This is a genomic window from Crocinitomix algicola, from assembly GCF_001661595.2.
Taxonomy (GTDB): Bacteria; Bacteroidota; Bacteroidia; order Flavobacteriales_D; family Crocinitomicaceae; genus Crocinitomix; species Crocinitomix algicola.
The window spans coordinates 91,492-112,094 of record NZ_LYPF02000020.1 but is presented as its reverse complement, the minus strand read 5'-3'; the positions used below and the strand labels follow the sequence as shown (position 1 = coordinate 112,094).

Here is a 20,603-nt window from a genome sequence, read left to right as displayed (position 1 = left end):
AAGCATATAGTGATCATGCCCAGCAAAAGCTGGCCACACCGTGTATGCGAGACCGTTAAAACAACCTCAATAACCCGCAAATTTACTCACGTAAATACCCTTAAGCAACATTAAAATTAATGTGTTATATTTACGAAAAGCCCAACCCACACGATTAATTAATTTAAATATAAAGGAATAAAAGCCATGACTTTTATTAGGCTGTTAGGACGTCATTGGCGATTCTATTTGTCCAGTTCAATTTAATTACTTATCTTTGGCGTTAGTAACGCAATTCGTAACTATATTTATATGATTAAAAGTTTTGGTGACAAAGAGACCGAAAAAATTTGGAATGGCACTCGGTCTAAAAAGTTGCCAAATGAAATTCAGAATGTCGCAAGAAGGAAATTGAGAATGCTCAATAACTCTCAAAACATTAATGATCTACGAGTTCCCCCAGCTAACCGACTGGAAAAACTTAAAGGAGATTTGTCTGAATTTCACAGTATAAGAATTAACCAACAATGGAGAATTATCTTCAATTGGAAAAATGATGATGCTTACGAAGTTTTAATTGTTGATTACCACTAAAATGAAAAACATGGCTAAATTAGAAAACATACACCCAGGAGAAATATTGAAAGAGGAGTTTCTACTTCCTCTCGGAATCTCTGCGTATAAACTTGCAAAAGAAACTTTCATGCCACAAACAAGAATTAGCGAAATTTTAAAAGGCCGAAGAAGAATTACCGCTGATACAGCACTAAGACTTTCCAAATTTTTCGGAACTTCTCCTAAATTTTGGCTTGGATTACAAGACGATTATGATTTAGAAGAAGAACAGTTTGAGGTACAGAAGGAACTTGAACAAATCAAGCCAAACTCAGAAAACGCCGCCTAACACAAAATAAATATCAGCGCTACGCGCCGACAGCATAAATGCTTATATTTATTCAAACCGTTAAACAACCGTAATAACCCGCAAATTTACTCACGTAAATACCCCTAAAAGTAACATTAATTAGAATTAAAATTAATGTGCTATATTTACGAAAAACCCAACCCAAACGATTAATTAATTAGAACATTAATACAAATAAATATAAAAGGAATAAAAGCCATGACTTTTATTTGACCGTTGTGTACTATAAAGTCAAAAAATAAATTAACCAATAAACGAAAATATAAGTGACACGAGAAGAATTATTTCAAGAATATAAAGATAAAAGGCCTTTTTACGAAAGGTTCACAAATAAGTTATCTGAACTTATCGAAGAGTTAATTCGGGCTAATAAAATTGACTACCATTTAATTGATTCTAGGACTAAGGAGATTAAGAATTTTCAAGAAAAAATAATAAGAAAGCAAGATAAATATAATTCGTTAGAAGAGATTACAGATCTAAGTGGCATTAGAGTTATAGTGTATTACCCAGACGATATCGATGCCATAATTAGAATAATTCAAGATGAGTTTCTTCTTGATGAAGAAAATTCTGTGATTAAGGGTGCTGAGTTCAATCCTAATGAGTTCGGATATCGCTCAAGCCATATTGTAATTAAATTGAGTGACAATAGAATATCTCTGCCAGAATGGACTTCTTATCAGGAGTTTAATTGTGAAATTCAGATACGAACTGTATTACAACATGCATGGGCATCGATTTCACATGCACTTCAATATAAAACTACAAGAGACATTCCAATAAACTTACAAAGAAAACTATTTCAATTGGCTGGATTATTCGAAATAGCAGATGATCAATTTATAGAAATCCGTAATATTCATCAAGAATTAAAAAGACAAATCAATCAAGATGATATTGAAACTAGTAAGCGAGAACTTAATCTGTTATCAGTTTCTAATTTTATTAAAAAGTCAACTAAGTTAAAAGAGATTTATTCAATAGCTCTGCAAAACGGATTTACTGACGAAAATGACGATCCAACGATTGAGTCAAGCGAGACAAGTTCAATTTCAAGCATTCTCAAACTTTGCGAACATCTAAAAATTAAAACTATTCATGAACTTAACAGTATTTTAAATTCTATTGATAAGAATAAGATAGGATTGTTTTTTGCAAACCAGTTTACTGATGAAGAAAGAGGAGAAGGAGGAGTATGGTTTGTAAGCCCTGCCTTTATATTAATATTAACATTGATTTTTAAATTCAATAATGAAATAGATGATAATTTGTTAATAGAGACTGGATGGCATCCTCCTATCGCAGCCAGAGTAATTAAAGTTTCTAAAATGTAAATACAGTACACAACAAAAAGTATATGGCCATGTGATCATTTTAGCCATCACGCTTTCTGACCCGCAGATCACACGTCATATACTCAAACCGTAGGCAGCAATAAATATTAATATGAAGCAGTTTTTAACCTTTACCATTCTTAGCATTTTAATTTTGGGTTGTTCGTCACCCAAGAGTGAAACTAATGAAGAACCAATAGGTTCAATTAATGAAATTGCTTCATCCGAAATATTATTTCAAGTCAAAACGTCTGACAAAGAAGACTTGGAAATTTTTGAAGATGGAATTATACCTTGGATTTCAATTAATGATCCAGAGAATTCTCTTGACAACTTGCTTGAAAAGGATAAAATAGTTCTGAATACGAAAGAAGCAATTCTCTTAATTGATTACCCATTAAACAAACCTGTTGAAATTAAAATAAAATCTCAAAAAGATGTAGGGTTTAGCAGGGGTGAATTGATTCGATTGATAAGCCAAGAATATCACCGAATATACCAAGAGGAGGAAGAAACTGCAAAGGTAAAAACAGTACCTCTGGAAGAACGAGAAGGACTGATAAATCGGAATGAAACTGATGGGAAATATGGTATCTGGGGACATGACATAGGAGACCTTGATTTGTCTGCAATTATTGTGCATTTTAAAAATGGTAGTATACCAAAACTTGAGTTATACATAGAATCATAAAAATAAAGGTGCTAACAATGGCTAAAAAATCATAGCTTCCCTTCGGATAGCAACGCTTTTTAGCCGGACCGTTATAACAGCCTCAATAACCCGCAAATTTACTCACGTAAATACCTTTAAGCAACATTAAAATTAATGTGTTATATTTACAAGAAACCTAACCCAAAACGGTCAATTAATTAGAACATTAATACAAATAAATATAAAGGAATAAAAGTGATGACTTTTATTTGACCGTTAGCAAACAATAAAATTAAAGAATGAATAAATTCGACTTTTATAAAGAGTTTTACATAAAGGAAAATGAAAGAAGGCAAGAAGTTCTTAATTCATTCAATATCCCGATTGCTATAATTACAGCTCTGTCATCAGCTACATATTTTTTTATAACATCTTTTGATTACAAAATTGAAGTGTTTTTAACTGCAATTTTTATTGGGTTAATATCAATCACAATCGTTGGTCTACTTTTAGCCATTTACTATTTGATTCGAGCATTTAGTGACTTTACTAAAGGCTATGAATATTCTGGACTACCATACATGAAAGAATTGTATGACTGGAATAAGAACCTTGAAGAGTACTATGAGCATTACGAAAATGATTCAGGCATTGCAGACAAAAAATATGAAGAATATCTTATTGAGAAAATGGTAGAGCATACAGAACATAATATGTATGTGAATGATAAAAAACATGGATTCATATATAAATCCAAGAAATTTTTGATAGCATCATTGGTTTTGACCTTAATAACTTTGATCCCCTTTGGCTACAACTATTTTAACAAATCAGACAAAATTCATCATGTAGAACTAATAGGGTCAAAAAAAGTAGAAAATAAACAGGAAGAAATAATTCAAAAGTTAAATTACATAATTGATTCATTAAAAACCGATAAAAATGAGCGACAAAGAAAAGGAGCCGAAAAAACCGACTCCACCACCACCGCCACCACCAAAGGACAGGCTAATTAAGGAAGGTGCAAACCCTCCAAAACCAAAAAGTGATAAAAAATAATTAAATGAGTGATAAAGAAAAAAAGGAAAGTAAACCAAAACCTCCTCCTCCACCTCCTCCAAAAAGTAGGACATTTAGTGAATCTCCTAAAAAAGAGAAAGGGAAGGGGAATAAAAAATAATCGTTTGCTAACAAAACCTATACGCAATGCTGGCAGAAAGGATAACCGAAAGTTTGGAGCTTCTATTCCGCCAAAGCTACGCTTTGACGTTTTTCTTGTATAAATTTAAAAACACAAAACGCAGCTTTGGCTACCGTCAGTGTCGGTGGACAAGTACGATGTTCCAAAATCCGCACTGCGCATAGCCAAACCGTACAATTCTACCCGGCTTAGGGATAGAAATGGGTAGCCCGGACCCGTCTAAGACGGGGAGGACTATGAATGGATAGCCCGACCAGAACCGCTTTTCGCGGTGCTGGGAAGCCCCAAAAAAACAATATTATTTTCTAAGAAAGTATCGAAATTTTCACAGAGTTTGTCGTTAATGTGTTGATGATGAGAGTTTATAGGGATTTTATGAGCAAAAAGCAGCAATTTTGTATATTTGCTGTTCTTGTAAATTGAAATTTCAGATGGAAAAAATCGAACCTTATAAACCAAAACATAAAGTTAGAATTGTAACAGCGGCTTCGTTATTTGATGGACACGATGCAGCGATTAATATTATGCGTCGAATCATTCAGTCTACGGGCTGCGAAGTTATTCACCTGGGGCATGATAGAAGTGTTGAAGAAGTTGTTAATTGTGCCATTCAAGAGGATGTGCAAGCGATTGCCATGACCTCTTATCAAGGTGGGCATACGGAGTATTTAAAATACATGTATGATTTGCTAAACGAGAAAGGTGCGCCGCATATTAAAATTTTTGCCGGTGGAGGAGGAACCATTCTGCCTGAGGAGATAAAGGAGCTCGAAGAGTATGGTATAACGCGCATTTATCATCCGGATGACGGTAGGGCAATGGGATTACAAGGAATGATTAATGACTTGGTGGAACGGTCGGATTTTGCGGTGGGAGATGCTTTAAATGGAGAGGTTAATCATTTACAAGATAAAATTGTTCCTTCTATAGCACGTATGATCAGTGCGGCGGAAAATTTTCCAGAATTGGCGGATGCGCAGATGAAAAAAGTGCATGAAATGGCCGCTGAGGTAAAAACACCGATATTAGGAATAACTGGAACGGGTGGGGCAGGTAAGTCGTCACTTGTTGATGAATTGGTTAGGCGTTTTTTATTGGATTTTGAAGATAAGACGATTGCGATAGTTTCGGTTGATCCAAGTAAACGTAAAACAGGCGGTGCTTTATTGGGAGATAGAATTAGAATGAATGCGATAAAAAATGAGCGTGTTTATATGCGATCGTTGGCTACCCGTCAAAGCAATTTGGCATTGAGCAAACATGTGGCAGAAGCATTATTAATTTTAAAAGCTGCTCAGTTTGACTTAATTATTCTTGAAACTTCTGGTATAGGGCAGTCGGATACAGAGATTATGGACCATTCAGACGTTTCTTTATATGTGATGACCCCTGAATTTGGAGCCGCTACTCAGCTAGAAAAAATAGACATGTTAGATTTTGCTGACATTGTTGCCATTAATAAATTTGATAAACGTGGGGCACTTGATGCCGTGCGTGATGTGAAAAAGCAATACGTCCGTAACCATCAAATGTGGGAGGCCAAAGATGAGGAGATTCCCGTTTTTGGAACGATTGCTTCGCAATTCAATGATCCAGGAATGAATACGCTGTACAAAGCGATCATGGATAAAATTGTTGAAAAAACAGAAGGTAAATCTTTGGTTTCAGAGATGGAGATTACTGCTGAAATGTCGGAGAAGATTTTTATCATTCCGCCAAAACGTTCACGTTATCTTTCGGAAATTTCAGAGAATAACCGTTCGTACGATGAGGTTGCAGATGCGCAAATGGAAGTGGCGCAGAAATTATATGGAATATACAAGACCATTGAGTCAGTTGCTAAACAAAAGGTAACACTGACCAGTGTGGGGATTGATGATACGGATTTAGATGACAAGAATGAGTTTTTACAGTTATTATTAAAAGAGTTTGCCAGTGCAAAAATGGATTTGGATCCGTATAACTGGGAACATATTTTAAATTGGAATGATAAGGTAAAACGGTATAAAGATCCCATTTATTCGTTTAAGGTTAGGGATAAAGAAATTAAGATTGAAACACATTCAGAGTCTTTGTCGCATACGCAAATACCTAAAATTGCTTTGCCAAAATATTCAGCTTGGGGCGATTTATTGCGATGGATTTTACAGGAAAATGTTCCTGGCGAATTTCCGTATACTTCGGGATTATATCCGTTTAAGCGAACGGGAGAAGATCCTACCCGAATGTTTGCTGGGGAGGGAGGACCTGAACGTACCAACAAGCGTTTCCATTACGTGAGTTTAGGAATGCCAGCTAAACGTCTTTCTACAGCATTTGATTCGGTAACTTTATACGGTAACGATCCGGCAATACGTCCTGATATTTACGGTAAGGTTGGAAATTCTGGTGTTTCTATATGTTGTTTGGATGATGCTAAAAAACTGTATTCAGGATTTGATTTATCACACCCTTTAACTTCGGTTTCCATGACGATTAACGGTCCTGCACCAATGTTATTGGGATTCTTTATGAATGCGGCAATTGACCAAAATTGTGAGAAATACATTAAAGAGAATGGACTAGAGGCTGAGGTAGAAAAGAAAATCACTGCGATTTATAAGAAAAAGGGGGTTCAACGTCCAGCATATCAAGGAGAATTGCCAGAAGGAAACGATGGGTTAGGGCTAATGTTGCTCGGAGTAACGGGTGATGAGGTATTGCCTTTGGATATTTACCAAAAAATTAAGGCAGAAACCTTAACGCAAGTTCGAGGAACGGTTCAGGCAGATATTTTAAAAGAAGATCAAGCTCAAAACACTTGTATTTTCTCAACAGAATTTGCTTTGCGATTAATGGGTGATGTGCAGGAGTATTTTATTGACAAGGGGGTTAGGAATTTTTATTCTGTTTCAATTTCAGGATATCATATTGCTGAGGCAGGGGCAAATCCGATTACACAATTGGCTTTAACGTTGGCGAATGGTTTTACGTATGTGGAGTATTATTTAAGTCGAGGAATGGACATCAATAAATTTGGTCCAAATTTATCGTTCTTCTTCTCTAATGGTATTGATCCAGAATATGCGGTTATAGGACGTGTTGCTCGTAGAATATGGGCAAAAGCGCTTAAAAATAAATACAAAGCCAACCCAAGAGCGCAAATGTTGAAATACCACATTCAAACTTCAGGGCGTTCTTTACACGCGCAGGAGATTGATTTTAACGATATTCGTACAACATTACAAGCCTTATACGCGATTTATGATAACTGTAATTCTTTACATACAAATGCCTATGACGAGGCAATTACGACACCTACTGAAGAGTCGGTAAGAAGGGCGATGGCCATTCAGTTAATCATTAATAAAGAGTTAGGATTAGCGAAGAATGAGAACCCAATTCAGGGTGCATTTATAATTGAAGAATTAACTGACTTGGTGGAGGAAGCTGTGTTGCAAGAATTTGATCGTATTACTGAAAGAGGTGGAGTTTTAGGTGCGATGGAAACGATGTATCAGCGCAGTAAGATTCAAGAAGAAAGTTTGTATTATGAAACATTGAAACACAATGGCGAATTTCCAATCATTGGTGTAAATACTTTCTTAAACAAAAAAGGATCGCCAACTGTTGTTCCAGCAGAGGTAATTCGAGCAACGGATGAGGAAAAGAAATACCAAATTAGTATGCTGTCAGAATTGCATAATGGAAATCGAGATAAAGCGGAGGAGCAATTGAACATTATTCAGAAAGCTGCTGTTCAAAACGAAAATATTTTTGACCAACTAATGGAAGCTACAAAAGTTTGTTCTTTAGGACAAATTACACAAGCTTTATTTGAAGTAGGGGGACAGTACAGAAGAAATATGTAATTCTAATTTCAATAAGTAATTTTTAAAGAGGTTTTAGCGTTAAGTTAAAACCTCTTTTGCTTTTCATTCGGGATATAATTGATTTCAAGTCGACTAACATGGACTAAATTTTTCAGTTTGTGATGAATTGTTTCGGTTAAATTTTTTCATGTCAAAACTTTAATAAAAAACGCGCTAACTAGTAATCTTAAACGATTTGGTTAAGAATGTAACATAATACTTGAATATGACGCCAAAATAAATAAACCTTTGAAGTATTTATCTGTTTTAATATCAGATGATTGATTATGTTTGTTGTCAACTTTTTTAATATGAACGGAGGAAATATTTCTGTTTATTTTTATTATGCGTGAATAATTATTTATAAATTGTGAGAACCCAACTCAAAACAAACGAATGAGCGAACGATTTAAAGCCGCAATGTCTCCGGCCCTACTACTTGGAGCATTAATAAATGGAACGAATATTATTTTATTTCTTTCGCTCGGTGCATACCAAGCTGCGATCAGTCCAATAATAGCTGCTTTAATTTTTGTCGGGTTATATTATTCCTTACAATTCAAGAGAATCAAAGCGAAACACTCCTATTTAATAGGCGCTTATATTGTTTTGTTTGAAGTAATATTGCATACCTATTTTTTAGGGTTTCATCAAGGTTTTTATTACTTCGTATTTCTCTTGCCTATAATTTTCTTTCTCAATTCTTATTGGCGACCATTTGAAATGTATGGTTTTGTTGCTTCGTTAGTATTAGTGCTTTTTATTAGTTATTACTTTTTCGTGGATACAAGTCCAATTTATCCACTTTCGAACATGCAAAAGAACTTGGTTCAATTTTACAATTCAGCAGGAACAGGAATAGCCATTATTGTGGTTTTAATTTTTTACAATCGTTTACTCATGCGAAAAGACGAAGAGCTTTTAGCAGCTAATTTAGAACTTGCCATTCGAAATCATGAGATTTCCAAACAGCACGATCATTTACAATTGTTATTAAAGGAAGTTCATCATCGTGTTAAAAATAATTTACAAATCATTTCTTCCTTGATATCCTTACAACAACACGTTGTAGAAAATGATGACTTTGCTGAAATTTTAGATCAAACCAAACAACGAGTGGCAGCAATAGCTTTAGTCCATCAGAAACTATATCGAGACGGAGAATTTGATCGTGTAAATTTTAAAGCTTATCTAAATGACATAATACTTTCTCAACAAGTTGTAAATGAAAATGTGGTTTACTCTGTTGAGACGGAGGAGTTTAATTTAGATTTAGATACTGCAATTCCTTTAGGGCTGATTGTTTCGGAGTTAATCATGAATGCCTTAAAGCATGGGCTAGTTGATATTGAAAAACCGTTGTTGACTATTCGTTGCTTTCAGCAGAATAACGAACATACGCTGGTGGTACAAGATAATGGTATTGGATTACCAGATGATTTCAGTTTTGAAAACCCAACTTCTCTGGGTACGGAGTTAATTGTTGCTTTAACCGAACAAATTAAAGGGGATATTTCTTTCAAAAATAATAATGGAGCCCAATTTACGATTCAATTTAATAACTAACTTAGTCCCCACAATTGATCGACCTAACCTATGAGTAAACGTTTTAAAGATGTTTTACCTCCAGCTATTCTATTGGCCGGGGGAATGAATGTTGTTTTTATTTTTTTGTACCTATATTTAAACGAAACAGTTGCTATATGGAATCCAATCGTAAGTGCATTCCTTTTTTGTTTAATATATTTTTTTCTCAAGAAAGAACGGTTAAAACCAATCATAGGTTTTATTGTGGGGGCAACAATTGTCGTTTATGAAATTTATTTTCATACTTATTTATTCGGATGGGATGTGGGTTACTACATCTTCCTTTTTATTATTCCCGTGATATTTCTATTTAATTCAAACTGGACCAAAAAACAGGTTGTGATATTTATCGGTTTATTTATAATGGTAGTGAGTGGATTGATTTACTTTTTTTGGGCTGAGTTACCGGTGTATCCAATGGGGGAAGAAGAAAAGAATATTGTTAAAATATTTAATCAATACACAGCGGGATCTGCCGTATTTATTTTGCTCATTTATTTCAGTAGAACGATTGTTAAAAAAGATGCCGAATTACAAATAACCAACGAACGGCTTCTTCAACAAAATGAATTAATTTCTAATCAAAATAATCAGGCCCAGGTATTGCTCAAAGAGGTACATCATCGGGTTAAAAATAACCTGCAAATTATATCTTCTTTGATTTCTCTTCAAAAGAATAAAATTGAAAATGGAGAAGTGAAAAATGTCTTAATTCAAGCTAAAAGACGCGTGGAGTCAATGGCTAGGGTTCATGAAAAACTTTATGTTGATGATGAAAAAATTATCGTTGATTTCAAATCCTACCTCGAAGATATCGTACAAACACAACAAATTTTATCTGAGGATGTAAATATCACTTTAAAAGCTGATCAAGTGCGCATGCAATTAGATACGGCTGTTCCGTTTGGATTAGTGGTATCAGAATTAATTACAAACTCAATTAAACACGCTTACAAAAATATTGAACATAAAAAACTTTCCATTAGCTTTCAACATCAACCGAATGACTATCTCCTAAAAGTGATTGACAATGGTGTGGGATTGCCAGAAAATTTCTCATTCAAAAACGAACACTCCTTGGGAGCAGAGATCATTTACGATTTAGTCGATCAATTGGCTGGTGAAATCAACTATAAAAATGAGAATGGAGCCCACTTTATCATTCGCGTTGCCAAATGAGTTACTATTTATTGATTCTTTTCAATCGCGTATAACTCGTTCATAAAGTCCCATAAGTAGACTGCTCCATTTTTCGCCTTTTTAGGTATTTCAATGGTTACATTGCTTTTCATTCTACTTTCTTTAAGATTAGTTATTGCCTCAATTCTTCTGGTATTTTTTCGAGCATATTCGAGCAATTCCAATTCTTTCCCTCTAAACTCCTCGTTAGGCAATTGCTCTAATAATTTTTGAATATTCATACTTAAATACCCTTGATTTTTTTCAATCTTATTTCTGTGTATTTTATTGGTACCATTTGTTTTGTTTCCTTCAGCAAATCCCTCAATTTTTTTCAAGTCCGTTCCAATTATTAAGACATCATTTTGAATGGTGAATCCAATTTGAAAAGGGAGGTCTCTATTTTCACCAGAGGTATAATAATATTGATTGCCACGGTACATGACCTCATTTTTAACTGCTAACCCTAAGAGTTTTTCTAAAAAAGCCTTATTTCCTGTGGTGAATAAACCCATGAATTGAGGGCGAATTTCAGTTTTCGTTTTTTCGACTTCATAACGCTCGGAATAATCTTCAGTATACTCATAACTTGTATATTTTACTTCTGTTTGAACTAAGTCTTCCAACATAATGATTCCATCACCCAATAGAATTTTTCCAAGCGCTTCTTCATCCATAAAAATATCGATGAAATCTAATAGTACTTCAACTTCTTCTTTGTACCGATCATCTCGAGAAAATAAAGAAGAGTATATTTCAGCGTACATTTTTGGATAATATTTCCATAGCTTTTCAGCATTAAGAGAAAAAGCGTTTATGGCTATAGGATCAGCGTCCGAAACAAAAGACCATATTTTTGGTGAAATATTGGTTTTGTAAATTTCATTAAAATATTGAGCAATGTTTGCGCTATAATCGACATTTCCAAGTAGCTCAATGTTTTTCTCATTGAATAGAGCGTTAATCGAAATTTCATCACCAAAGTAACTGCCCATACTCATCATCATTTTACGATAATATCTGCGTCCACTGTAATAGAAATAATCTAAAAAACCGTTCGAACTAAGATCTTGATTCCGCTCAAACCAAAAATACAAATCTCCTTCATCATTTTTATTACTCGTGTACCCCTCGTTGGTCAAAATATTATTACGATTAGCACCTTTAAAATAAACCAGCAATGTATTATGATAAGCTTGTCTTAATTTCATCATGCGCTCTGCCTTTTTACGGCGTTCTTCCGCTTCAAGGGCTGCTTTTTTTGCGGCAATTTCAGCAGAATCTACTTGGTACACCTCCGTTTCAGGTTCTACTTCAATAATATCGCCATCATCGCAACTAGTCTCTTCAATTACTTCATATTCGATGACTTCTTCTACTTGTTCTGTAGAATAAGGATAGTAAGAATAGTCATTTGAATAATTGTTCGAAAGTGGCTTTAACGATTCATGTAAATAATCAATATTTAGATATAGAGCAAACTCATCATTCCATGCCAAAAGCGAATAGTTATCTTCGAAATAAAGCGCATTAAAACCGGTATACTTAATTAAGGTATCATTGACTGCATTTTCTCGAATATACTTTTCAAAGAGGTTGGAATTTTCAACTCCATAGAGCACACCTATATATTCCATACTAGTGTCTGCATTAAAAAACACGAGTAGGTCGGAAGCTACATCAATCCCCATCTCTTTCACATTTAAGTCTTCATTTCCTCTAAAGAAAAAATCGCGAATTATGGCATTAAAGCCATCTGACTTTTCAATTTTTTTCTGACCTATTTTGTCCGCTATTTTTGCTCCATCCACCTTAAACACAAATTCAGCAGTATTTGGAATAAGTTCTTCAAAATTTTGAGCAAATAAGGAGCTAGATAAGAGGAGGGATAGGGTTAAGGATAGTGTAAATTTCATTAGTTTAAATAAACAGTGTTATTAAATAGTTGAGGTTTTCGAATGAGTTCTAAAACTTTGGACTGCAAGATAAGTACTTTTTTGTTTGGTATTACTTTAGCGCTCGGATTAGATTGTTTTTGAATGGTTTCCTGAAATCGAAGAATTGAAGTGTAGTCAGCCCCAATTAATACCTCTCGGTCAGCTGGCGATAATCCGTTGAATAATTTGACTGCGCTATTCCCGATATTGACTTTCAGTTTTTTGTGTTCGAAAGTATAATATGAAATTTTTTCTGCTTTTTCAGGTTCGCTATTTTTCCACAAACTATAAATGCGCTCATTTAAAGTGTTCAAATTATCAAAATCACATGAAAATTCAAGGATATAGTCGATTTGATTAAAATGTGAATTCACATTACTTACTCCTGCAGTAACACGCGCGCTGTCTTCAAAAACTTTTAATTTCTGTGCTATTTCAATAGTTGAAGGTACATTGTGGCCATTCACTTCATCCAATAACAAAAGCATGTCAATTTTGGATTGACTCCTGCTAAAGTTAAGCACAACATTTAAATGTCCAGATCCATCACTATTCAAGTCCACTTCATGAATAAATTCAAAGCAACTTAAGAGTGGAAGGGTGAGAAGTAGAATTATAAATTTATGCATCATGTCACACTCGAATTATTAGGACTAAATTAGCTATTTTTTTCTTGGAGAAACAATAAGCATGCCTGTCTTAAATGGAACCGTATAATTTCTTATATTCACCCTGAATTAAATGCCCAAGAATGAGCAATCTATTAAATAGAATCGTGAGTAATTTAGCAACTCGTATGATGCTAATAATTTTCACGTGTATCATTCTTATCACTTCCTTTTTCATTATTTTTTCTTACTACAATGAATTGCGTTTACAAGAAGAACGTCAATATGATAAATTAAGAGCTATAGTATCTTCAGCGGCTATACATGTTAATGGCGATGAGCATACGGAGCTTCTGTCAACTTATTCGCAAGGAGATTCTTCAATTTTAAACGATTCTCGTTATCAAAAAATTAGTGAATCACTTCAGCACATTGTTTCTCAAAACAACCTCAGTCCAATGTACACCTTGTATTATGATGCATCGAAAGATGCATTTTATTATGGTGTCCGATCAGATGATTACTTGGATTTTAAAAATGAATATAAACAAACTCCGCCGGTACTAAAAAAGCAATATAAAAATGGTGGTATTATTCCAAAATATCAATCTGAAAATGGGACTTGGTTATCTGCTTTTTATCCAATTCTTAATTCGAAAAATGAAGTAATTGCAGTGGTTGAGGCCGATGTTGATTTTACACAATTTATTGATTTAGTTAACGCACATTATTTTCAAGAATTGCTCGTTGCTTTGGCGGTAATTTTAGTTTTAGCTTTGATATTGATTCCATATGCGAGACGAGTATTGAAGGAAGACGAGAAAAATAAAGCGTTATTGTTGCATCAAAAAGATTTGATTGAAGCTAAGAATCGTGATATAATGGATTCTATACAGTATTCATTGCGCATTCAAAAATCCATTCTACCATCCCTAGATATATTTGCAGAAAATAAACTAGAAGGATTCGTCTTTCATGAAGCAAAGGATGTCGTGGCTGGAGATTTTTATTGGATAGAACGTCACGATAATTACCTTTATTTTGCGGTTGCGGATTGTACAGGGCATGGTGTTCCAGGCGCAATCATGAGTCTAATTTGTTCCAATGCATTAAATAGGGCAGTGGACGTAATGAAGTTAAGGGATACAAATCTAATTTTAAATGCGGCACGAAAATTAATCAAAACTCAATTGGGTAAAGGCGGGGGAACTGTCAAGGATGGAATGGATATCGCCCTTTGTCGATTGGATTTGAAATCAACGAAATTACAGTTTACGGGTGCAAATAATCCAATTTACATTTATGAACAGGCAAAATCAAATTTCACGATTGCAAAACCATGTAAGCAACCTGTTGGATCACATGTGCAAGAAAAAGAATTTAAATGCCAATCATATCAGTTGCAAAAAGGGGATTTAATCTACCTTTTTACAGATGGCTATGCTGATCAATTTGGTGGGAATAATGGAAAAAAGTTAAAATATAAACCATTCAGAGCCCTGTTAGAAGAATATAAAAACTACCCCATGCAAGATCAAGAAGTAGCACTCCGTAAATTTTTAAGAAATTGGAAGGCAGATTTTGAACAAGTAGATGATATCTGTGTAATGGGGGTGAAGGTTTAATATGTTTAAAAGGTTTTTAGAAAACAATAGCCGCTCCGTATGGATGATTCTTTTATTGTTATTATTATGGCTTATTGCGATAATATATCAACAAACAAGTAATTCAGTTGATCGTTTTATTGGGGAACCACAAAAGGGACAGGTCTATATTTTTTCGGATAAACTGGAGTTCGCTCCTATGTTGTTGGACAGTGTTGACGGAGATTTTTGCTTTTTTAGGAATTATAACTATGTTTTTGTCGATGCAATTCCAGCTCGAAAACAAATTGAAACAAAGGAATTTGATTTTGACTTCTTCGCGATTTATGAGCAGTCTGAATTACGTAGGCTAGCGGAGAAGGGGCAAATAGTTGAGATTTATCCATAAAAAAACCTATGCCTGAAAAGACATAGGTTTCGATATTTAAATTTTAAATGTGAGTTTAGACAATAGCTTTTGCAGTAGGAGCTGCAGCTAAAATATCCTCACTTGCATTATCTGCAAATTGCTCAAAATTCTTATTGAATTGATTCGCTAAATGATTCGCTTTTTCGTCATAACCGTTTTTATCTTCCCAAGTATTTTTTGGATTTAAAATATCGGTTGGAACATTTGGACATTCACTAGGCATTGCCAATCCAAAAATTTCGTGGTTGGTATAATCTACATCGTTCAGTTTTCCTTCTAACGCCGAAGTAATCATAGCTCGTGTAAATTTAAGGCTAATTCTTTCACCAACACCGTACTCACCACCAGACCATCCAGTATTCACTAACCAAACGTTTACATCATTTTCTTCCATTTTCTTTCCTAACATTTCAGCATATTTTGTTGGATGTAATGGTAAAAATGGAGCACCAAAACAAGCCGAAAATACTGTTTGTGGTTCAGTAACACCTGCCTCAGTTCCAGCAACCTTTGCAGTATATCCTGAAATAAAGTGATACATTGCTTGACCAGGAGTTAATTTAGAGATTGGAGGTAAAACACCAAAAGCATCAGCGGTTAAAAAGAAGATATTCTTTGGAATTCCACCTTTTGAAGGCACCATAATATTGTCAATATGGTGAATAGGATATGATACACGTGTATTTTGCGTAATGTCACTATTCGAATAATCAGGTGTTGAACTACCGTCTTTAAATCCAATGTTTTCAAGGATCGCTCCAAACTTAATTGCTTTATAAATTTGAGGTTCCTTTTCAGCAGACAAATCGATTGTTTTGGCATAACAACCACCTTCAAAGTTAAAAATACCATTTTCAGACCATCCGTGCTCATCATCACCAATTAAACGACGGTTCTCATCTGATGATAATGTCGTTTTTCCCGTTCCTGATAATCCAAAAAATACTGCCGTATCACCTTCTTTACCAACGTTTGCAGAACAGTGCATTGACAGTACATTTTTCTCGTGAGGAAGGACAAAGTTCAATACCGAGAAAATACCTTTTTTAATTTCTCCAGTATAGCCTGTTCCTCCAATAATAATCATCTTCTCTGTAAAATTGATGATTGCAAAATTATGTTGTCTTGTTCCATCAATTTCCGGAACTGCCATAAAATCAGGAGCACATACGATATGCCACTCCGGAGTAAAGTTTTTAATCTCCTCATCGGTCGGGCGCAAAAACATATTGTTTGCGAACATGTTAGACCATGGTTTTTCAGTTGCAACACGAATGTTCAAGCGATAGTCATCATCAGCACATGCGTATGCATCTCTTACGTAAAGATCTCTACCATTGAGATATGCCTTCATTCGATTATACAAAGCAGCGAATTTGTCCGCTTCGAATTTTTTGTTGATATCTCCCCACCACACTGCTTCTTCAGTTTTAGCGTCACAAACGATGAATCGATCCTGAGGAGATCTACCTGTGAATTCTCCAGTCTCAATAGCTAATGCTCCTGTGTCTGTAAGGATTCCCTCACCATTAACGATTGCATCTTCAACTAATTCTGAAGGGGTTAGATTCCAGAAACAATTCCCTAGGTTTGTCAACCCAATTGATTCTAATGAAGCATTTTCTGCTCTTTTTCCATAATTATTCATGCGAATATTTTTTAGCCATTTTCTGTTTAAGACTAACAAAATTAAACTATTTCGTGGGTATGCCCAAGAAAAAAGTCCAGACTTTTCAATAAGATATTAACGATTTATTGATGAATTCGTAATTTTTACCCAATAAAACGGATTAATATTGCTTGATTTTTAATGAAGTACAACTTTGTTAAGGGTTGAGCTTTTCTCCGCAATATTTGCAAAAAATAGCATCTGGATCATGTCCTTCTTTCGCACAAGATTGGCAAACTTGGGTACTTTTATGCTTGCGATCAGTTGTTCCAGAGACAATTAGCTCATTCGTGACAATTCCGGTGGGAACCGCGATTATTCCATATCCTAAAATCATTACAATGGCCGCTATAAACTGCCCCAAGTCCGATGAGGGGTAGATGTCTCCGTATCCAACAGTAGTTAAGGTAACAATGGCCCAATATATACTTCGAGGTATACTTGTAAATCCTGATTCAGGACTTTCTATAAGGTACATAACAGTACCTAATATTATTACTATTGCCATCACGCTTCCTAAAAACACAATGATTTTACTTTTTGAGTTTTTTATAGCTAAGGCTAAAGTTTGAGCATCTCTTAGGTATTTTCCTAATTTCAAAATTCTAAAAACACGCAATAACCTTAACGTTCTGATTACCATAAGTGTGTGTGTGCCACTAATGAAAAGTCCAAGATATGTTGGAATGATGGAGAGTAAATCAACAATTCCATAAAAAGAAAGAATATAGGTAAAAGGTCTACGGATGGTCATTATTCTTAACGCATATTCTATGGTAAATAAAATGGTAAACGACCATTCAATGACCAAAAAGGTTGTTTTATACGCTTCTCCGTATTCTGGAACGCTTTCAATCATTACGACCAGTACACTTAGGATAATTGCGATGAGTAAAACAATGTCAAAAGCCTTACCAGAAGGTGTGTCTGCTTCAAAGATTATTTCGTGTAATCTTTTTTGCCAAGGTGTTAATTCTCGAATATTTTTTTCTTTCGGCATTTACAAGGGTAAAATTTCCAATTTACTATCCTTTTGCAACTGCATCTTTATGATGGAATGAAAGTCGCGGTTTGTTTCTTGTTTGGTTAGATATTTCTTAAATTTATTTCGGTCTCGTTTTAAGAGGTATCGATAAATATAACCATATCCTTCGTATTGTCCTTTTTTAATTGAAACAAAACTATATTCGTTCGAAGTTCTTCCTTTATCAATGATTAAAAAACTTTCACCGCCAAAATTGAGGTTAGAACAGAGTGCTTTTACCCTTTTATTATAATCTTCAACACTTTCTTTACCAACGCAAGCACCCAAACATTTTTCAATGGTATGATTAAAACAAGCTCCCTGAGTCTTGTGTAAATTACAATATCGCTGACAAAGCTGGAATTCATCCATCCAAAGTTCCAAATATTTTTTTCCACTTTGTAAAGAAGTGAAGGTTACTAACGGTTGCTCTGTTGTGTTGCGTTTTTTTACCAATAAATTTATTATGCCATTTTGATCTTCATAGGAATAAAGGCCATGGCTGAATTGAGTTGCTTTTTGAGCGCGATTATAACGAGGTTGGTGGTTTTTGATTTCTTCTGATTCTCTTAACAAGGCAATCAATTCTCCGCCTGTTAAAAAGTGATCAATATAGGCAACACGTTCGCGCATTTCAATCGCTTTTTGTGTTTTATTATTTTTAAAGTGTTGTTCGATTCTTTTTTTAATGTGGATACTTTTGCCAATGTATATTAACTCTTTTTCTGTATTGTAAAACTTGTATACGCCTATTTTGTTTGGAATTTCATCGAGCACATGAATATCTAGATTAGGATTCAATAGACTTGGATCAATCTCTCGTTTGACGAAATTAGTTAAATCTCCTTTCGCCGCTTCAAAAATGAATTTGAATAATTCTGCTGTTGCAAGTGTATCATCGATTGCTCTGTGATGATTTCCGAGTTCAATTCCTAAATCTTTTGTAATGTTTTTTAATCCGTATGAGTCGTGTCCGGGTAATAGAATTCGCGCGGATTGAATGGTGCAAAGATGATCTAAGCGATAATCATACCCTAATCGTTTATATTCCCTTCGAAGTACCCCGTAATCAAAACTAACATTATGTGCTACAAAAATCGAGTTGGCAGTAAATTCCACAATTTCTTTTGCAATTTCATAGAATTTTGGAGCCCCTTGTACATCTTCATCTGAAATTCCAGTTAATCTTGAGATAAAGGGAGATATCCGTTCTTCGGGATCAACAAAACTATGAAATCGATCAAGTTCTTGTATGCCATCATGCAGTACTATGGCTATTTCAATTACTTTAAAGTTTTTAGGTTTGTCACCGGTTGTTTCTATGTCTATTATAGCGTATTTCAAGTCAGAAGAGTAGAATTAAAATGCAAAACTATCCATTTTAAATTAAAGCTTTTAGAAATGACCGGTTTTTTTCGTTGTCCAAGCCTCCTGCACCAAAGTGCTTGTTAATAATGATTCCACCTTTGTCTAGAATAAATAAGCTGGGGTAGGACTGGATGTTAAACATGTTAGGATAGGCTGAAGTGGTATACAAGAAGGGGTATGTTTCACCTAGTCCTGAATTTACAACGGTATTAAAAGCTTCTTCCGAAACCGCTATAATGTGAATCTTATCTCCAAGTTCTTCATTTAATTTTGCCAATTCCTTCAATTCTACCCGACAAGGAGGACACCAAGTTGCCCAAAAAGAAAGCAGTATAGGACGATCAGTAAAATGGTTAAATTCGAATTCGTTTTGTTTGAGGTCTTGAATTGTCCATTGATTCATTATTTGCGCCGGTATTTCTTCTTCTAAATTACGTTCAAAGGCAATATCGTTTGCCATAAACCCTTGTATCCATCCTTGGAAACTAACTCGCCAAGAAGGAACCAGTAGAATAAGAACGATGATCCCAAGCAGTACAGTTGACCAATGTTTTTTTATTTTTTCTTTCATTAATTTATAATTCGGGAAATTGCTTCCATAATTGATTAAATTCTCTGTCGAACTCGCGTGCAACCTTTTTCGAATCGGTTATTAAAATATTCTCATGATTATATCGTTCTGCGCTTCTTGTCCAATTATAGCTGCCAGTTAATGTGATGGTGTCATCGAATAAAGCGAATTTATGATGCATATGACTATCAGTATTGTCAATCCTTACAGCTATTCCTGCAGATTTTAATGTTTCAATATCCGAACCTTTGTCGAATAGTTTGTCATTGTCCGTAATTACTAGAACCATTACACCATGGTTGTGTTTAGTAATTAATGCTTCTGAAATGCGATCATCTGAAATGGTAAAAAGACATATTTTAATACGGTTTACACTTGACTTAATATGCATTAAAATCGCTTGTAAACATTCTTCACCGGGAGAGAAATAAACACTTTCTTGTTGTACTTCGTATTTGTTTGCGGCCAAAATCAATTTATTAATTCCCTCTATCCAATTGATGACTTCAAGATAGTTTTCATTGTTAACACGATTTTTTGCAATATCAAAAAGTTGACTTCTAAGAAAATCACTAATCCGTTTGTCGGGATTTAGCGTCTTTAGAGCTTCTTTAATTTTTTTCTTCTCTCTTTTATCGAGAAAATTATCAGCTATTGATTGGTCAATTAAGTCAATGACATCTTCTTTCAAATTCATATTAT

The 20,603-nt window shown here is 34.6% G+C and carries 17 protein-coding genes; 10 read left to right on the top strand and 7 right to left on the bottom strand.

The features are described from left to right. Window positions 1–291 precede the first annotated feature (291 nt). The 8 genes from A8143_RS13415 to A8143_RS13380 all read left to right on the top strand — a co-directional run bounded on the left by A8143_RS13415 (window position 292) and on the right by A8143_RS13380 (window position 10,711). A complete protein-coding gene (locus A8143_RS13415) occupies window positions 292–573 on the top strand; it encodes a type II toxin-antitoxin system RelE/ParE family toxin (protein WP_066759366.1) in 282 nt (93 codons plus the stop codon). A 10-nt stretch (window positions 574–583) separates the two neighbouring features. Continuing rightward, window positions 584–883, top strand: a complete 300-nt coding sequence (locus A8143_RS13410) for a HigA family addiction module antitoxin (protein WP_066759384.1) — start codon at window positions 584–586, stop codon at window positions 881–883. A 287-nt stretch (window positions 884–1,170) separates the two neighbouring features. Then, window positions 1,171–2,241: a GTP pyrophosphokinase gene (locus tag A8143_RS13405; protein WP_066759365.1), complete on the top strand. Its 1,071-nt coding sequence runs from the start codon at window positions 1,171–1,173 to the stop codon at window positions 2,239–2,241. Between the two features lie 112 nt (window positions 2,242–2,353). Continuing rightward, window positions 2,354–2,932 carry a hypothetical protein gene (locus A8143_RS13400; RefSeq protein WP_066759364.1) on the top strand — a complete coding sequence of 193 codons (579 nt, stop codon included), beginning with the start codon at window positions 2,354–2,356 and terminating at the stop codon, window positions 2,930–2,932. Window positions 2,933–3,192: 260 nt separating this feature from the next. Then, window positions 3,193–3,909, top strand: a complete 717-nt coding sequence (locus tag A8143_RS13395) for a hypothetical protein (protein WP_066759363.1) — start codon at window positions 3,193–3,195, stop codon at window positions 3,907–3,909. 616 nt (window positions 3,910–4,525) lie between these two features. Continuing rightward, a complete protein-coding gene (locus A8143_RS13390) occupies window positions 4,526–7,945 on the top strand; it encodes a methylmalonyl-CoA mutase family protein (RefSeq protein WP_066759362.1) in 3,420 nt (1,139 codons plus the stop codon). 396 nt (window positions 7,946–8,341) lie between these two features. Next, on the top strand, window positions 8,342–9,511 hold the full coding sequence (locus tag A8143_RS13385; protein ID WP_066759360.1) for a sensor histidine kinase: 1,170 nt from the start codon (window positions 8,342–8,344) through the stop codon (window positions 9,509–9,511). 30 nt (window positions 9,512–9,541) lie between these two features. Further along, window positions 9,542–10,711 carry a sensor histidine kinase gene (locus tag A8143_RS13380; RefSeq protein ID WP_066759358.1) on the top strand — a complete coding sequence of 390 codons (1,170 nt, stop codon included), beginning with the start codon at window positions 9,542–9,544 and terminating at the stop codon, window positions 10,709–10,711. 8 nt (window positions 10,712–10,719) lie between these two features. On the opposite strand, the gene A8143_RS13375 is transcribed toward A8143_RS13380, so the two are convergent. Together A8143_RS13375 and A8143_RS13370 are read right to left on the bottom strand one after the other, a co-directional pair. Then, window positions 10,720–12,627: a hypothetical protein gene (locus A8143_RS13375; protein ID WP_066759356.1), complete on the bottom strand. Its 1,908-nt coding sequence runs from the start codon at window positions 12,625–12,627 to the stop codon at window positions 10,720–10,722. Further along, window positions 12,627–13,280, bottom strand: coding sequence for a hypothetical protein (locus A8143_RS13370; RefSeq protein WP_139134359.1), 654 nt, complete (start codon window positions 13,278–13,280; stop codon window positions 12,627–12,629). Before A8143_RS13370 ends, A8143_RS13375 begins: the two co-directional genes overlap by 1 nt. Before the next feature lie 119 nt (window positions 13,281–13,399). On the opposite strand from A8143_RS13370, the gene A8143_RS13365 reads away from it, so the two are divergent. Next, window positions 13,400–14,881: a PP2C family protein-serine/threonine phosphatase gene (locus A8143_RS13365; protein WP_083261389.1), complete on the top strand. Its 1,482-nt coding sequence runs from the start codon at window positions 13,400–13,402 to the stop codon at window positions 14,879–14,881. 1 nt (window position 14,882) lies between these two features. Then, on the top strand, window positions 14,883–15,248 hold the full coding sequence (locus A8143_RS13360) for a hypothetical protein (RefSeq protein ID WP_139134358.1): 366 nt from the start codon (window positions 14,883–14,885) through the stop codon (window positions 15,246–15,248). Between the two features lie 55 nt (window positions 15,249–15,303). Here the strand turns inward: A8143_RS13360 and pckA are convergent, their stop codons facing one another. From pckA to A8143_RS13335, 5 genes are all read right to left on the bottom strand, one after another. Further along, complete coding sequence (pckA, locus tag A8143_RS13355) at window positions 15,304–16,917, bottom strand: phosphoenolpyruvate carboxykinase (ATP) (RefSeq protein WP_066759350.1); 1,614 nt, start codon at window positions 16,915–16,917, stop codon at window positions 15,304–15,306. Window positions 16,918–17,095: 178 nt separating this feature from the next. Beyond that, window positions 17,096–17,938 carry an ion transporter gene (locus tag A8143_RS13350; RefSeq protein WP_066759340.1) on the bottom strand — a complete coding sequence of 281 codons (843 nt, stop codon included), beginning with the start codon at window positions 17,936–17,938 and terminating at the stop codon, window positions 17,096–17,098. Continuing rightward, window positions 17,939–19,306: an exonuclease domain-containing protein gene (locus tag A8143_RS13345; RefSeq protein ID WP_066759338.1), complete on the bottom strand. Its 1,368-nt coding sequence runs from the start codon at window positions 19,304–19,306 to the stop codon at window positions 17,939–17,941. A 37-nt stretch (window positions 19,307–19,343) separates the two neighbouring features. After that, window positions 19,344–19,901, bottom strand: coding sequence for a TlpA family protein disulfide reductase (locus tag A8143_RS13340; RefSeq protein WP_066759336.1), 558 nt, complete (start codon window positions 19,899–19,901; stop codon window positions 19,344–19,346). Window positions 19,902–19,905: 4 nt separating this feature from the next. Next, window positions 19,906–20,598, bottom strand: coding sequence for a phospholipase D-like domain-containing protein (locus A8143_RS13335; RefSeq protein WP_066759334.1), 693 nt, complete (start codon window positions 20,596–20,598; stop codon window positions 19,906–19,908). Between the last annotated feature and the right edge of the window lie 5 nt (window positions 20,599–20,603).